Origin of the sequence: Halovibrio salipaludis (genome assembly GCF_002286965.1) — a bacterium.
Classification (GTDB): Bacteria; Pseudomonadota; Gammaproteobacteria; order Pseudomonadales; family Oleiphilaceae; genus Halospina; species Halospina salipaludis.
Map to the genome: position 1 here is coordinate 1 of NZ_NSKD01000005.1, position 16,717 is coordinate 16,717.

The window sequence follows — 16,717 nt, forward strand, 5'->3', positions numbered from 1 at the left end:
GTAAACGGGGCCAGCACTTTGGCCAACTGCCCGGCGTCGGTGGCCACTTCCCGCTGTTCCATGACATTGCCCTGCTCATCCACAACGGCAACAGCACTTGATTTGGAAGCCAGATCGATGCCAGCGTAATTCATCGGACAACCTCCTCTTCTGCTGAGGCTCTTCGGGTGACCTCGTTTCTCATTGGCGGAGGTTGTCCTCTTCCTTCCGGCCCGATCAAGGCCTGCCCGCTTTATCCCATCTCCTACAACGGGATATCGCCCTACTGAACGCTATAGGCCATTCAGTGACGTAACGCCGTAACGACCTCAATACAACGGGGCTTCCAGGTCAGAGCCAGGGCCACTGCAAACCCACCGGCAACGAGCGCCATCACCCACAGCGGCACACCGAAATGAGCCGCGTCACGCAGCAGCGCCCAGACCAGGGAGAGCAGCAACCAGAGCGCACCGCCCAGGCGAAGCCGCCGGATGCGTGCGCGGCCGGGTGTTCCGCCCCTGACCGCGCGCCAGTGCCTTTCCTGGCTGAGTGCCAGCCAGGCCATACCGGTGTAGGCGCAGGCGAATACCGCCAGCAACAGTAGCCCGTCAACCAAACTCCACCTCCCGGAGCCTGACGGCCCTGTGCTGTGTCAGCCGCCGGGCACTCCACACGGCCACGGCGGCCCCGGCGAGCAGCATCAGGTCCATACCCGCCACCGGCCAGTAGCCCTCGGCCAGTGTCTTCAGCAGGTGATCGCCGGTGGTCACCGCGTTCAGGGCCACCGCCGCCACCGCCAGCATGGCTATGGCCCAGCACTGCCCGCGCCAGGCATCACTGCGTTGCAGCCAGCCATGGACGAAGGCGCCGAGCCACACCAGGAAGAAGACCCAGACCTCCAGGGCCGCCCGCTCATAACCGGCAAAGCGGGCCTCCAGCGGCAGGAGCCGGTTGGCCACGAAGAACGCCAGGGTGGCCAGGATAATGCCGGTTACGGAGCCGACCGTGAGCCCTTCAACAAGCCGGAACGCGCCCTGCCCCGCATGGCGCTTGCGCCGGGCCTGGAGCCAGAAGATGAAGCCGGTGACGATCATCACGCAGCCCGACAGTCCCCCGCCAAAATACAGCCAGCGCAGGGGCCAGTGGTCGAACTGGATGAAATGCAGGCCACTGATGAAGCGCTGGGTCTTCATCAACGGCATGGCCTCGAACCGGAACAGCACCTCGCCGGTGCCCCCATCGAAATAAAGCTGGTCGCGGTTGATGCGCACCATGTTCTGGTTGGAACGCCGCATCTCCACGTAGGAAGCCGCATCGCCCGGATGCCACACACGGACAAACGCCGGCCCTTCGCCCGACCACGCCGCGCGGGCCCGCTCAAGCATGGGCTCAAGGGGAGCCAGCGTACCGGGCTCGCCGGCGGGCGGACGGCTGAAACGGCCCAGGCCCTCCTCGATGAAGCGCCCCTGGGGATCGGCCGCGTCGTCGTAGGCCAGCGTGGCCGCATCGGGGAAGTAGATGTTGACGAAGATGACCAACCCGGAGAGCGTCATAATGAAATGGAACGGCAGGCCGACCACCCCGGTCAGGTTGTGGAGGTCCAGGTTGGCACGCCCGAGCCGCTTGTGCGCCCGGAAGGTGAACAGGTCCTGAATCGGCTTGCGGTGAACCACCAGGCCGGAGACCAGAAGCGACAACATGGCCATCCCGGCCAGTCCCACCAGCCAGTACCCAAGCTGCCCCGCCTTCAGGTGCAACGAGAAGTGGAATGGAAAAATGAACTCACTGCCGGCGAGCGTGCCCTGCGGGGGCAGCGGTCGGCCAGTGCCGGGCTCCAGGTCAACGAACTGCAGGTCACCCCCGGCATCCGGATAATACAGCCGCATCTGAGGCGAGCGTGAAGTGGGCAGCATCAAGCGCCAGCGCGAGGCATCCGGCGCCACCTTCCGGGCGCTGGCCAGGGCCGGCGCCAGGGAGAGTGACTCGGGCGGCTCGAGCCGCGTGGCCGGCATCATCCACCGGTCGATTTCCTTATCGAACACACTCAGGCTGCCCATCCAGAAGATGGCGAACAGCAGCGCCCCCAGAACCAGCCCAACCCAGGTGTGCTGCCAGCGCATGGATTCACGCCAGGAGGCCACCATTCAGGCCACCCCCGGCGCCAGGCTCACCATCACCCAGGCGGCCAGACTCCCGCCACCCAGCACCAGCCACAGCGTGAGCAGGCGCTGTTCGGCAAAGGCCCAGAGCGATACCCCCAGGTAGACCAGGAAGCCCAGCATGGCGGCCAGTACGACCGCCTCGCTGCGCGGCAGGACGGCACTCAACAGCCAGGCCAGCAGCACCACCGCCGCCAGGCTGAATCCGTAACCACCCGCCACCGCGAGCCCAATCCGTTGAACCGTGCGAAGCCATCCCTGGGCCATACCGCCACTCGTGCTCATTGCTGTCTCAGAAGTCCACCTCGTAACCCAGGGTGAAGGTGCGGCCACGTCCGGCGAAGAACTGGTTGGCCCCATCCCGCGCCGTCTGGGAATAGTAGGTGATGTAGTCCTCATCCAGCAGGTTCTCGATGCCCAGGCTCGCCTTGCCCACTGGCAGGCGGTAGCTCATGGCCGCATCCACCAGGGTATAGCCCCGGAAGTGCCGGAGGTTGGGATTGGACTGATCCTCGTTGGTATCGTTGAAGTTGTGACTGCCCTGCAACTGGGTCGAGAACCGCTCGCCCCAGAGTGCCTGCCACTTCAGCGTCAGCCGCTCGGGCGCCACATTGAAGCCGGTGAGATCGGTATCCACCCTGCCATCCCCGTCGGTATCGGACTCGCCCTGGTTGAACGCGTAAAGCAGCTCCAGGGTGTGCGCCTCGTTCAGGTCCCATTCGGCGTTAACGTCCACGCCCTGGATCTCGACCTTCTCGCGCTTGCCCACAAAGGTGGTGCCCTCCTGGGTCAGGCGCTCGCCAATATCGGAGTTTGACTCGTAATAGCTCGCCTCGAACCGGTAATTCGGCCCCTTGAAGCGGACACCAATCTCGCGGTTGTCGGTGACGATGGGCACCAGCTGGACCAGGGAATCCACGTCCTGGTTGGGTTGATCAATACCGCGCAGCGCCCGCCCCGCATCCGGTAGCCCGAAGCCTTCCGAGAGGTTACCAAACACCTGGAAGCCGGGCGTCACCTGGTAAACGGCGCCCACATTGAACAGGGTCTCGTTGAAGTCCGGGCTGCCACCATCAACCTGAACCAGGTCCTGGGTGACATCACTGCGGTCAATGGTGTTATAGCTTTCAACATTGAGCTGCGCGTACTCGTAGCGCACCCCGGAATGCACGGAAAGCGCATCCGTCACCGCAAAATCGGCCTGCAGGAAGGCCGCCACGTTGTGCAGCTGGGACTCCGGCACATAGGTGCGCCCCGTCTGCACCAGCATCTGCTGGGTTTCATCCTGGAGCAAATCCACCCCGGTGGTCAGGTCGAGACGGTCATCGATCATCCCTTCCCGGGTGAAGGTGAACTTGGCCCCCACCTTGTCCGACTCGGTCCGGGTCTGGTCCAGGCGATCATTGCCGTCCTCATCCTCATAGGGAAACGCCGTGGGATGGGTCCCGAACTGGGCGCGGAAGCGCTGGTAGTACAGCTGCGTATCAACCTGGTTGCCGTGCCAGTCACTGTGGCTGTACGCCAGGTTCGCGGTGGTGGAGCGGTTGAAGGGCGCGTCGCCGACAGGCGTGCCCTCGCGTGAGGTCGTCGGCGTACCCTGGCTCCGGTCGCCGGGCACGGCCACGTAATCGTTGTTGCTCTCCAGGTTGAAATGGTTCACCGAGAGCTCAACGTTCTGCTCGCTGTCGAGCCAATGCCCCACCTTGGTGAACACATCGTAGCTGGTGGAGTCCTGGACCTCGCCGGAGATCTCATCGATCCCCACCGTGCGGCCCTTGCCGTCGTAGAACAGGCCGCGCTCGTGCAGGGTGGCGCCGGTCTGATAGTCCCAGTCCCCCTGCTGACCGCTGACCCGGTAATTCAGCTTATACCCGGTGCCCTCGCCATGGACGCCATCGTCCGTGGTCATCTGGACACCCGCATGCTGGTTGAGCTGCCCGCTCTCGGGGCGCCGGGTCACATAGTTGATGATGCCACCGGTCGCGCCCAGGCCGTGCTCCGCACTGGCCCCGTGGATCACCTCGATGCGCTCAACCATGTCCAGGTCAATGGTATAGCCATCCCGCGCACTGTCGCGCAGCGGGTTGGACTGGGGAACCCCGTCCACCATGATCAGCGCCTCCCGACCCCGGAAGGTTTCGCCGGAATTGGTGAGCTTCTGGCGGCCCGGCGAATAGCCCGGGATCAGGTTATTGAGGATCTGGCCCCGGTCCTGGGTGAACTGCTGCTGCCGCTCAATCTGCTCGCGCGTGATCACCGTGACCTTCTGCGGCGTTTCGCCTTCAGACGTCTTGGCACGGGTAGCGGAAACGGTGATGGGCGCCAGCGATAGATCTTTCTCCCCGGCATGGGCGGGTGCGACCGCGGCCATCATCCACCAGGGCGACAGGGTGGACGCCATGGTCACGGCCAGAAAACGGCGTCGTCGGGACTCTGATTGCATCGGAACTCCTTGTTTCTTCAGGTGACAGCACAACTCATCCGTCCGACCACTGAGGTCTAGATTAAGAGGATGCAATCCTAATACCGTTAGTAATGGTTATCAACTGCTTTTAATGCATATTCCTATAAACCTAAACAGAAACCACCCACGGGAATGTCACTTAATAACCATTTTTATGGGTCATTTGGCCAGTGATCCCGGGTTTCTCGCCATCCATAATGATCAGAATTGCCGATAAACCTGTAGGAGCTTGCTCGCAAGCGACCTGAAACAATCGCGAGCAAGCTCGCTCCTACAACGGGACATCGCACTACTGACCCTATAGGCCATGGAGCGGGGCAGTCCTTTCAGGCAGGCTAGCGACAACAATGACAACCCCACTCCGTTTCATCACCTCAACATCCCTCTTCGATGGCCACGACGCCGCCATCAACATCATGCGCCGCCTCATCCAGCAGAAAGGCGCCGAAGTCATCCACCTCGGCCACAACCGCAGCGTCGACGACATCGTCCGCGCCGCCGTCCAGGAAGACGCCGACGCCATCGCCGTCTCCTCCTACCAGGGCGGCCACAACGAGTACTTCCGCTACCTCATCGACCGCCTCAACGACGAAGGCATCGGCCACGTCGCCGTCTTCGGAGGCGGTGGCGGCACCATCACCCCCGGCGAAATCCAGGAACTCGAAGCCTACGGCGTCGAACGCATCTACCACCCCAACGACACCCTGAACTCAGGCCTCGTCGCCATGATCGACGACGTCGTCGAACGCGCCGAACAGCGCCGCCAACACGGCAGCAGCCAGACCCCCACCGAGGTCGCCCGCATCGCCCAGCATCTCTCCGCCATCGAAGGCGAAGCACACACCGGCGAGATCCCGGCCAGCAGCACCCCGGTCCTCGGCATCACTGGCACCGGCGGCGCCGGCAAGTCCAGCCTCACGGACGAACTCATCAACCGCTTCCTGCGCTTCTGCCCCGGCCAGCGCGTGGCCGTGCTCGCCATCGACCCCACACGCCGGCGCACCGGCGGCGCCCTGTTGGGCGACCGCATCCGCATGAACAGCCTGCGCAACGACAATGTCTTCTTCCGCTCCATGGCCACCCGGCGCTCAAACCAGGCCACCAGCGCCGTGCTCAACGACGCCATCCGCTACCTCAAACAGGCCGGGTTCGACCTGGTCATCGTCGAGACCGCCGGCATCGGCCAGTCCGACTCCGAGATCATCGACTTTGTCGACCACTCCCTCTACGTGATGACCAGCGACTTCGGCGCCGCCAGCCAGCTCGAAAAAATCGACATGCTCGACCTGGCCGACACCATCGTCATCAACAAGTTCGAACGCGCCGGTTCCCTCGATGCCCTGCGCGACGTGCGCAAACAGTGGAAGCGCAACCACGTGCAGTTCGAGGTGGCGGATGAAAACATCCCCGTCTTCGCCACCAACGCCAGCCAGTTCAACGACGCCGGCGTCAGCGCCCTGTTCACCCACCTGGCCGACTGGCTCGAATGGCAGCCCAGCGAACGCTTCCCCTGGACGCTGCCGGACACCCACCCGCTGATCGCCGCCCACCGCACCCGCTATCTCGCAGACATCGCCGAGGACAACCGCGCCACGGGCGAGGCCATCGAACGCATGGCCGAAGCCGCGCAACAGGCCCAGACCGCGTGGAAGGCCCTGGAAGCACTGAACGACGACGCCCTGCCCGAGGCGCTGCAACCCTTCGCCAGCACCGAGCACAGCAACGACGCCATCGCCACCCTGCGCCGCCAGTACAACGACGCCCTGCAACGCATCGACCCGCACTGGCTGGAGGAACTGCGCCAATGGCCCCAAAAGAAAGCCGGCGTGGAACGCGAGCACTACCAGTACCAGGTGCGCGACAAGACCATTGAAGGCGATAACTACAGCACCACCCTGAGCGACCTCCAGGTGCCCAAGGTCGCCCCGCCGCAGACCAAGGACTGGGGCGAACTGGTGCGCTTCCTGGCGCGGGAAAACCTGCCCGGCTATTACCCCTACACCGCCGGCGTCTTCCCCTACCGCCGCCAGGGCGAAGACCCCACGCGCATGTTCGCTGGCGAAGGCCCGCCTGAGCGCACCAACCGCCGCTTCCACTACCTGGCACTGAGCGAGCCCGCGGCGCGGCTCTCCACCGCCTTTGACTCCGTCACCCTCTACGGCGAGAACCCCGCCGAACGCCCGGACATCTACGGCAAGGTGGGCAACAGCGGCGTGTCCATCGCCAGCGTCGACGACATGAAAAAGCTCTTCTCCGGCTTCGACCTGTGCGACCCGACCACTTCCGTCTCCATGACCATCAACGGCCCGGCGCCCACGATCCTGGCCTTCTTCATGAACGCCGCCATCGACCAGCAGGTGGAAAAACACCTCCACGAGACCGGCCAGTGGGAACGGGTGGAAAAGGAAATCGCCAAGCGCGACCGCCCCAGCTACAAGGGCGACCTGCCGGAAGGCAACAACGGCCTGGGCCTGGGACTGCTCGGCGTGAACGGCGATGAAGTGGTGGACCGCGAGACCTACGAACGCATCCGCGAGACCACCCTCAAGCAGGTGCGCGGCACCGTGCAGGCGGACATCCTCAAGGAAGACCAGGCCCAGAACACCTGCATCTTCTCCACGGAATTCGCCATGCACATGATGGGCGACATCCAGCAGTACTTCATCGACCACGGCGTGCGCAACTTCTACAGCGTCTCCATCAGCGGCTACCACATCGCCGAAGCCGGCGCGAACCCCATCACCCAGCTCGCCTTCACCCTGGCCAACGGCTTCACCATCGTCGAGTACTACCTCTCACGCGGCATGCACATCGACGACTTCGCCCCCAGCCTGAGTTTCTTCTTCAGCAACGGCATGGACCCGGAATACGCCGTGATCGGCCGCGTGGCACGCCGCATCTGGGCCCGCGCCATGAAAAACCGCTACGCCGCCAGCGAACGCGCCCAGAAACTCAAGTACCACATCCAGACCAGCGGGCGCAGCCTCCACGCCCAGGAGATCCAGTTCAACGACATCCGCACCACCCTGCAGGCGCTCTACGCCCTCTTCGACAACTGCAACAGCCTGCACACCAACGCCTTCGACGAAGCCATCACCACCCCCACGGAAGACTCGGTGCGCCGCGCCGTCGCCATCCAGCTCATCATCAACCGCGAGCTCGGCCTCAACGCCTGCGAAAACCCCTGGCAGGGCTCGCACATCATCGAGCAGCTCACGGACAAAGTGGAAGAAGCCGTACTCCAGGAATTCGAACGGCTGAACGAACGCGGCGGCGTACTCGGCGCCATGGACACCATGTACCAGCGCGGCAAGATCCAGGACGAATCCATGGTGTACGAACACCGCAAACACGACGGCAGCCTGCCCATCATCGGCGTGAACACCTACAAACCCAAAGAAGGCCAGGAAGCCGGCGGCGAACTGGAACTGATGCGCTCCAACGACGAAGAAAAGCACCAGCAGATTGATCAACTCAGGGCGTTCCAGGGGATTCACCACAGCCAACGAGACTACTGGCTGGAGCAGCTACAGCAGGTGGCGGCGAACCGGGGGAATACCTTTGAGGTGTTGATGGACGCGGTTAAGCATTGTTCGTTGGGGGAGGTTTCGGAGGTGTTTTATCGGGCTGGGGGGGAGTATCGGAGGAATATGTGACTCCGCCAAACAACTCTATGATTAAACAGCGCATGTCAAAGTGGACTCCACCGACAGTTTAGGTTTAATACCCCAAGACATCATGCCGAACCGTGATCTGGGAATTATTGTCCAAGTCCTCGACAAAGCGCTCCCAAGCTCCCTTCTCAACCCTGCGTGCCATATATCGACATGCCATAGTTGCAAAACTTGATGCGACATTGTCTAAGTTCGAAAGGAAAGTATTTAGGGTCTCTGTCCGGTTCGCACCATAGGACAAGTAAATTGAGTCTCTGTAGTTTGCTTTACCCCGGTACCTGGAGGCCTGCGTCAAAAAATTCACCGGTTTCTTGCCCAGTCGCGCATCCCTAAGCTGAGCAGCCCTCTTGGTCTTAAAGTTGCTGACACCTAGCTCCTTAAACTGACGCGAAGCTCGAACCAGCCTCTCCACTTTTTCTTGTTCGTATCCTGCTGTTCCACTCAGGTATGCAACACAAGCTCCCCACGCGTCAGCTTCATCAGTAGCTTCCTTTGTCAACGCAAACCTGTTGCCTTCTCTTAGCCGCTCCACCTCTGCCTTGACCTCTCTCGGAACTAGGGTGTTCAGATGCAAGCCGAACGGACCTATAGCATGCCCTCTGATAGCAATATCTGAGTGCCAGGTTTTCGCAGTCTCAGCGTGTGTCTCTGGTTTGGCGCCGGAAGCAGCCGCCACCATGCCGCTTGCGGCGTAATAGATCGTGTAATACCAGGTGATTATCGCGGACCGGATTACAGGAAGAGGCTCGCACTTCCTAGACATTTCTCCTAGAGCTTCCATATTGTGGAGCATCATAAAGACGTTTTCGAAGCACCAAGTGTCAGCTTCCTCGTTAACGGTTCGGCGGGGCACGGCCAAATAAAAAGACCGCATTGCTTCCGGGGAGAAGGCTTCCGAGTCGCACAAGATAGACAAGGCCGCCATCCAGTTGACGGTGCTTTGGTAGGCAAACCTTGGCGTGGCGGGGTCGCTGTGGGCGAACAAGCGTTGCAACAACCGCTGCTCCATCTCACTCCTCCAATTAATCCCAACTACGAAAAATAGACACTCGGTTATGCGCATTTGTGCTCATCGTTCGCTGTCCCGTAGAGCTCCCTTTTGAGTACACCACTATGTTCTCCAGCGATCTATTACTGCGGAGAAGGTGACATCTCGCCAAGGCTTCTTCCATTCTTTGTCGAAGCAAACGCTCTGTGAATGAGGCTCAGGCTTTGGCAAGGGCATCTGGACAACGGCGGGAAGCAGAACAGCGTCACCCACGACAATACATTCGCCGGGCGCAAGGTTTGGAAGGATATCCGTAATCCCGCTCGAGTTATCCGGGAAAAGCCTTTTCACGTAATTTTGATCCGCATTGTTGGTCAGCCTGAGCGCGACGAAGTTGTTGCATTGCGCAAAGATTGTTTCCGAAACCTCTGACGGACGTTGGCTCACAACCATAAGGCTAAGACCGTATTTCCTCCCCTCCTTCGCGACACGCTCCAGCGACTTTCGGGATGCCCGATATGCCGCATTATCTCTCTGCGGAATATAGTTGTGCGCCTCCTCGCAAACAATCATAACGGGCACATCATTCAGACAATCCTCTTTGTGACGCAACTTCGAGTAGTGGAAGCAAAAATCGAAAATCAAACGTGAGAGCAGGCTGACTGTAATACTTAAGACTTCAAAGGGAATCCCACTCAGGTCTACGATTGTGACATTAGCTTTATTGATATAACCGAGGAACTCTCTCATGATCTCCTCGAAATCCTCTGTCTCGAAAGGAGTCCCGTCGGCCTTGGCTGGATCAAGCAGAAAGCGTAGGCGTTTGTCGGAAAGCGTGGCTTCTAGTCGTGATACGAAGCGGTTGAATTCACCGTTAAATGGACCATTTGTCGCCTTCGTTGCGGCTGCACTATTCGGGGCAACAAAGACGCATTTTTTGTCAAAGTAATAGTCTTTTCGATCCTCAACCAGTGTCCCGTCTTCCAGCTTGGGCTTATCCTCACCGGCCAAACGCCCAATCACCTCACGATTCATGTTTTCAATGTAGCGATAAACTTCCTTGATCGAAAAGTACACCGGGGTGTCGTAAGTCATCTCTTGGATTCCCGGGTTGTGTCGCTCCTTATTCATAATGACAGCTTGTTTAAACTGGCTCACCTGATTGTGCGAGCTCTGCTCATTACTCTCGATGAACATACTCTCTAGCTCTTCGGAGTTCATAAGCCAGTAAGGAAGCTGAAGACTATCTATATCCAAACGATTCAAAGTGAAGTTCTGCTCTGCCTCCAGAGTAAAGGCCGCCGTATACTCATCATGGATATCAAAGATGACAACATGGGAGTTGTTCTGATTACCGAGCCTTGAATTCTTTTCATCGGCTATGCCCACCACATCTTGCAGAATCCTAGATACACTGCTGGATTTACCAGAGCCGGTAGACCCCACGACTGCGATGTGCTTGCTGAAAAACCGGTCCCCATGAATCTTCATGGGTGTTGCCTTGTTCAGCGATAGATGGCCGAGGGGGAACTGATAGTCCGAATCTCCTTCGAAGAGCATGCTCAATGTTTCTTGTCCTGCCGCGAACACTGGCTCAGTAGGAACCGGCAGCAAAACACTTGCGCGCTCAAACTTCTTACCGTCAACAAGCGTCCCTACTGCCTGGCATTCAATGTGAAATTGCCACTTCGGCTGTCCCTCTGTGTCCTCCCCATGAACCCCGCGGATATTGCGCACAGAAGCGATGGTAAAATCATGATTTCCTTGTGCGATCTGCAAAAACCGTCCTACTTGAAGCTCCTCCTTGTGCTCTTCGAACACTTGTAAGTCATCGACTAGAACAATGATTGCTTCTGGGGAGCAGGATAGAACCTTCCCGATGCTATTCGTAGACATTACTTACTCCCATAACGTATTTGATTTCCTTCATGGAGGCTCCTGCCAGCCGTTCGACGTTCACATCGACGGTATCGAGTGAATTGCAGTCCGGTTCACCAACTATGAAAAGATCATCACACTTCCGGTTGTTCAAGACATTGCCGTGATCTTCCCAACTCAGGATACGGAGACTGAATTCACGTTTCGTCTCTCCACCAGCGCCTTTTGAAATCAGCGGTTCTCGAAAAAAATAAGATTCTTCAAACTGCCCGCCCAGATAACCATCATTAGACACAATACCCTTCTGGTACAAGCGGTGCTGGATATCCTGAATCTCGCTTCGGTCCGCACAGAGGCAAAACGTGGGTGTGTTAATGTGCGCAGGCTTAAAGTGATACTTGTCTATATAGTCGGATATAAAAATAACAATTTCACTGTGGTAATCCTCGATACTATTGGGATCAATAATGAAGTAGCGAAGCCGCGCATTTTTATCCAGATTAATTTTGAGCTGCTTACGACGTGCTTGGATCAATTTTTCTCGGGTCTTGAGCGCCAACGTCCATCGGGAAATGGCCGTCTTTCGGATAGCCAGTAGATCAGAAATAAATTTCTTTTTCGTGATTTTCCTCTTCGCTTCGTCATGCTTAATACTGAGCGTAGCGATCATGTGAATCGCATTTGGATATACTAGGGTCTCAATGTCGCCCTTTGGAATCTCACTGGCCTCTAGCTGCTCAAAGACGCGCTTCACTATTTCGTCGTAGGAAGGACCGAACTCCATAGTAAATCGGCCTAAGAAACTATCAAGATCGATATGGGAAGGTATTACCCTAATGTGCTTCTCAAGTTCCTTATCCTTGGAACTCAAGGCTGCTACCAAGGTAGCCTTATCAATGGAAGGTTCCGGCGTAGGGACCCCAGAAAAATGGGCAAACAGGACGTAGCGTATGTTCCTTTCCTGATTATCAGAAAAGTGTTTTAGCATCTGGAGCAACGGCTTGTACACTGCGCTCGCAGTGAAGGATGTGCTCGCCTCATGGTACTTGCACTGGACCGCCGTCACCGTCGTAGGGGTAGCCACCTCAATATCTTCAACAATGCCCTCGACTGTGACTTCGTCATCTTCTTCCGCTCCCAATATCTCTAAAGCAGTCTTATTAAACTGATACAGGAAGCCTTGAATCGTATAGTCAGCAGTACGGGGCATATCGCCTTTCCTTAATCTTAATGCTCCCCAACGTTAAAGTCAGAGTTTGAGCCCCAAACCTGAGGAATTTAGGATTGGGGGCTGGATCGTTACAAAGCTAGTTTGCACTTAGCTTGAGTTCATTAAATATCTTTTTGGGATCATCGGGCTGAAGAGCCCATCTGTAGGCCGGATGCACCTCCCAGTCATACCCGAACTCAACAAACTTGTTCGACAGATAACGATTCTCCTCAAAATACTGCCTATCGATCCCTTTGTTCATTTCTTTTCTAGCGGTTAAAAAATTTATCTTATAAAGAAATGCCGCAAGCTCTTTTGTTGTTGCGATAGAGCCTTTTGCCCACCTAAAACTGCCTTGCTCCTCAATAGCAGAAATCTTTTTGAGAAGCTTGTCTGTAGAATACACATAACCTTCTGAAGCCCTTCTTTCTACTTTTGTCGGCTTCATGCCAAGCACTAATCGTTCTATATCAGGTAACTCCGATCTGTACTCATTAAATGTATCCTGCAACCTCCCCTGCGAATAGCTTTCAAATATACTTTCGAGATGGGATGTTCTTATTATTTCATCCTCTGCATTATTCGCTTCACGCCCAGCTAACGTTAAAAGCTTAACAAGATCCCGAGGGCGCTTCCTAATCAAAGACATCAAGACTCGGTACATTGGTGCATTATTCCAGTGACCCTTCCCCATAAACCTTTCTTCAATAACTGGAGAAAGATACTTCATTAACTCCCACTGATCTTTTCTCAGCAAGTCTTTTTCGTCAACGTCCCTCCCAAAATAACTCTCAATACGCTTTACCAGAAGTGCCAATATTTCATGATTACTCCAGTGATACCAAATAACCGATCCTTCAGTTTTATCTGTCGATTCATCTGATGTTCGAGAAAGGAAGTAAACATCCGACCGCAAACTTATTCTAAAGAATATCCCTCGATTTTCTGTAGAGATATCTCTTACTGCATTGAGCAATGCAGAAATCCGTTTTATATCCCATTCTTTACCTTCCCAACCTCTGTCCAAGTCGTCTATATACACATATATTTTATTATCCTTCAGAAAACTATTTATTACGGCCTTTTTTGATTCACTTAAATTTACTTTTTCATCAGCCCGAAGGGTAGATTCCAAGAAGTTTAGGGCTACACCACCGAATTGGTTTAATTTCTGACGCCAACCTTCATGGAGAAGCCCAAACGACTCCAAAGCTTTTCTCGCTATTATTTCGTTTACTCCGGACTTCCATTCACTTATCAAACCTAAAAAGTCTGAGGTATCTCTTCCTATCCCCTCAACATCATTGGGTTTAATTAAAAGAGTAAGTTTATTGGACTTTGATTGCTCATCAATCGCCACTTGAAAAAGCGCCGACTTACCAATGCCTTTATGACCCACCACTATTCTAAGAGGTAGGTCGTTCACTACTTGTTTATACAATTTACTTTTGAAGTAGTATTCCTTTAGCCGTTCAGGGTCTTCGCTTTCGGCTGCTTCATGCCCAAAAAGTCGCTGCAGATGATACTCGTCAAATTCCATATGGACCTCTAAATTTCTCTATTTGTCTTTTAACTGCTATCACACCATGTCACGCGATATACCCTCGAACTGCGTTCTAGATGAACCCGTTCGACAACTTTTTAAAAATCTATTTTTAGTTTTAAAACGTCCCCTTACCGGTGAGTCCTACGCCCACTGTAAGCATGTGGCTTCCTTATATCGTTGAATCAGTGACGTTCAGCATAGAACGGCGTTTTCCCAAGAAGCACAGGCATGGCACAACCGCGTATCTTTAAAAAATCACCAAGGCCACTCCGCTTACTCAACAGCCACACGCTGAGTGTCACTAAATGCCTCATCGTCACCTTTCTCAACCGGATCCTTCCGATTAATCTTAGGCGGTGGCGCCACCCAAGCCCTTAACCTCTGCCCAACCTGCTCATAGAAATGCGGCACAGCCGCTTCCAGCTCGTCGATGAACACCTTGTTCCCGGAGAACCGCCCGGCAAGATCCACCATGTAGAACACCTCGAATCGGGAGGGCACCACTGAAGTCGTATCGGAATCCAGCGCACTTCCGTCTTTCAAAACCGTTTCCAGCGGCGCCTGGGTTTCCTCGGCGTTGCCGGTCCGGAAGGCCTTCACGTACATGTCCCCGGTTTCGGCCTTGGTGAGCTGGCGGGCGAGCCAGTTCACCCGTGCTGAGGTGCGTTTCTTGTCCTTGGGCGCGGCCAGTTTCATGGAACAGGAGATGGTGCGCTTGGTGAGGTTGGCGACAACTTCCAGGTCCGTGGCGGCGTGGGGTACGTCCAGCACGCAGCGCAGTACGTTTTCGTTGACCAGGGTTTCGCAGTCATCCTTCAACCGGGCCTGGGGATCGGTGCGGTGGTTTTTGGAGAGTTTCAGGCCCACGTTCCGGCCAAGCTTGCGGCTCATGATGAGGCAGAGGTCGCGCTGTTCCTGGTGCCAGCAAGTGACAGTGTTGATCACTTCCTCGGAGTTCTTGCTGAGCGTCGCCCCACTCTTCACGTGGCCGACCACGTCCTTCCATTCGGAATTCATGCGGTCGAAGCTGGAGATGCCGCTGGAGTCATGGCTCAGGTAACGGTTCACTTCCTCCAGTACAAAGTGCTGGTCCTCGGACTCAATCTCTTCCTGCTCCAGCAGGAGCGTGGCCTGGGTGACGATGTACATCCAGGACCAGTGGTAGAGCTCGACGTTCTTCAGGTATTTCTTCGCCAGCTTGATGGGATGGTGCGTGGGCATGGCCACGAACTGGTTGGAAATGGTGATGACCGCGTCCAGCTTGTTCTCCTTGGCAATCTGCAGGTACTGCTTAAGCTGCTCTTCCCCGACCTCCGCGTTGCCGATCTTCGCCTCGATCAGCGCCCGCCACTGCTGCTTGCCGGTGTCGAGCACCAGCAGCCCGTCCGGCCGCTCCTGTTTCGGGACCTTCGGGTCGGACTGGAAGACCACTTCCGTCCAGGCCTCAATCCTTGCCCGCTTCCCTACCCGCACACCCAGCGAGTTCAGCATGGCTTTCCGGAAACCGTGCACACCCCGCAGTGCCGCCAGGAAGATGGACGCGGCGCGCTGTTCCTTGTTGGAGTCGGCGGTGACGGGAATCAGGCGGGCGAGTTCGCCCCGGGTGACGTTGTCTGGCAGGTCGATCATCACTGGTGGTCCCTGTTGGTGGTTCACACGTCACTGTGCAACGCAGCGGGCCGCTCCAAGCTTAGCCTCTGCCTTGCAGATTGACCTTTGTTTGAGCGTAGCAGAGATTTCCGTGGAATGAGGACAATGAGCCCTGCTCTTGCTGGCTCGCCGTCTTTGAATGAGCTTCATTACTGAGTTGAGAACCAGGTACGCTCCGGGCGGTTGAATGCGAGAATCCAATTTTGTAGGCTTCCTCCTCTTCCATGGAAAGGATGATCAGAATGGAATCTCAGACCCTCCCGAAAGCAGAATTGCGACTTACCGTCGCTCGCCTTCTCGAACTCTCCTACAGAAAAGATGAAGGAATCACCACTCGGCTCGTTCAAGAGGTGGGTAATGTTCGCCTGGCTGTTGATGAGAACGGTAAAGCACAGCTTTCCGGGAAGGCTGGTTCGGTGGAATTTTCGGCCAGCAAGTTAGCTTCAGAGCTCGGCGTGTCCATCCGACGGGTCAAGGTCCTGATGTCGGTCACAGACAGCGGCGATATCAGGTACAACGGAAGCTTCAACCTGGGGTATGCCTCAGTCAGTATCACGGGAACCATCGATATTGATGAGTTTTTGCGCTCCTGCTCAGGCCTGCTCTGCTACGCGGTTCGACTCTTAGAGGGCCAGAAGCGCGAACGGGATAGGCAGCTCCAGAAAGCGTTGGGGAATTGATCATGAAGGGATATGCAGCCCCGCTTCTTCTTGCCTTTATCTGCTCTGCGTGCGCAACGGCGGAACCTTTACCGGCAAAGGCTCGCTATGTGGCTTTCGAGAAAGCCCTGACGGGTTCTGAGGATGCCAGTCCCTTCGGGAGATACTTGTCGAATCGAATCATGGCCATCCACGAAAAAGCTGAGACCGACGAGGAGTTGGCTTCTCTCCGGAACCAAGGGGCATTTCCTCTGTGGCTGAAGGAAGAAACAACGTTCCATGAGCGCCGTACGGATAATGGACGCTGCCTGACCGTCTCCGGGACAACCTTCGATGGTGAGCCGGGATACATGGCTGTTCGCTTCATCACGGAGGACGGAGCACTGAGAGCTGACGACATCCACTACAACTATCCCGAGACAGCAGACGATTTTCCTTCCAAGGCTATATGCCCGGATGAGATCACGCTTTCATTTCCAGGCTCCGACGACACCTGACCCCTGATCACCA

The 16,717-nt window shown here is 56.5% G+C and carries 12 protein-coding genes; 3 read left to right on the forward strand and 9 right to left on the reverse strand.

Features of this window, described 5'->3' with window-relative positions:
• Positions 1-283: 283 nt before the first annotated feature.
• From CK501_RS11315 to CK501_RS11330, 4 genes are read right to left on the reverse strand one after another with little or no spacing between them, the layout of a single operon-like run.
• Positions 284-595 carry a DUF3325 domain-containing protein gene (locus CK501_RS11315; protein WP_095617854.1) on the reverse strand — a complete coding sequence of 104 codons (312 nt, stop codon included), beginning with the start codon at positions 593-595 and terminating at the stop codon, positions 284-286.
• Positions 588-2,123, reverse strand: a complete 1,536-nt coding sequence (locus tag CK501_RS11320) for a PepSY-associated TM helix domain-containing protein (protein WP_095617855.1) — start codon at positions 2,121-2,123, stop codon at positions 588-590. The genes CK501_RS11315 and CK501_RS11320 overlap by 8 nt, the downstream gene beginning before the upstream one ends.
• Positions 2,124-2,423, reverse strand: a complete 300-nt coding sequence (locus CK501_RS11325) for a hypothetical protein (protein WP_143421425.1) — start codon at positions 2,421-2,423, stop codon at positions 2,124-2,126.
• 7 nt (positions 2,424-2,430) lie between these two features.
• Positions 2,431-4,581 carry a TonB-dependent receptor gene (locus tag CK501_RS11330; RefSeq protein ID WP_198949494.1) on the reverse strand — a complete coding sequence of 717 codons (2,151 nt, stop codon included), beginning with the start codon at positions 4,579-4,581 and terminating at the stop codon, positions 2,431-2,433.
• Positions 4,582-4,949: 368 nt separating this feature from the next.
• Here CK501_RS11330 and CK501_RS11335 point away from each other — a divergent pair, with 368 nt between their 5' ends.
• Complete coding sequence (locus CK501_RS11335) at positions 4,950-8,258, forward strand: methylmalonyl-CoA mutase family protein (protein ID WP_095617857.1); 3,309 nt, start codon at positions 4,950-4,952, stop codon at positions 8,256-8,258.
• A 64-nt stretch (positions 8,259-8,322) separates the two neighbouring features.
• On the opposite strand, the gene CK501_RS11340 is transcribed toward CK501_RS11335, so the two are convergent.
• The 5 genes from CK501_RS11340 to CK501_RS11360 form a co-directional block, all read right to left on the reverse strand.
• Positions 8,323-9,339, reverse strand: a complete 1,017-nt coding sequence (locus CK501_RS11340; RefSeq protein WP_095617858.1) for a hypothetical protein — start codon at positions 9,337-9,339, stop codon at positions 8,323-8,325.
• 48 nt (positions 9,340-9,387) lie between these two features.
• Positions 9,388-11,160 (reverse strand): ATP-binding protein, encoded by a 1,773-nt coding sequence (locus CK501_RS11345; RefSeq protein ID WP_095617859.1) that lies wholly within the window; start codon positions 11,158-11,160, stop codon positions 9,388-9,390.
• Entirely contained in the window at positions 11,147-12,352 is a 1,206-nt protein-coding gene (locus tag CK501_RS11350) for a hypothetical protein (protein WP_095617860.1), read from the reverse strand. The genes CK501_RS11345 and CK501_RS11350 overlap by 14 nt, the downstream gene beginning before the upstream one ends.
• Before the next feature lie 97 nt (positions 12,353-12,449).
• On the reverse strand, positions 12,450-13,892 hold the full coding sequence (locus CK501_RS11355; protein ID WP_095617861.1) for a P-loop ATPase, Sll1717 family: 1,443 nt from the start codon (positions 13,890-13,892) through the stop codon (positions 12,450-12,452).
• Between the two features lie 279 nt (positions 13,893-14,171).
• Entirely contained in the window at positions 14,172-15,527 is a 1,356-nt protein-coding gene (locus CK501_RS11360; protein ID WP_095617862.1) for a hypothetical protein, read from the reverse strand.
• Positions 15,528-15,790: 263 nt separating this feature from the next.
• Between CK501_RS11360 and CK501_RS11365 the strand changes: the two genes are divergently transcribed.
• Both CK501_RS11365 and CK501_RS11370 read left to right on the forward strand, forming a co-directional pair.
• Positions 15,791-16,228, forward strand: coding sequence for a hypothetical protein (locus CK501_RS11365; RefSeq protein WP_095617863.1), 438 nt, complete (start codon positions 15,791-15,793; stop codon positions 16,226-16,228).
• 2 nt (positions 16,229-16,230) lie between these two features.
• Positions 16,231-16,704, forward strand: coding sequence for a hypothetical protein (locus CK501_RS11370; protein ID WP_095617864.1), 474 nt, complete (start codon positions 16,231-16,233; stop codon positions 16,702-16,704).
• Positions 16,705-16,717 lie beyond the last annotated feature (13 nt).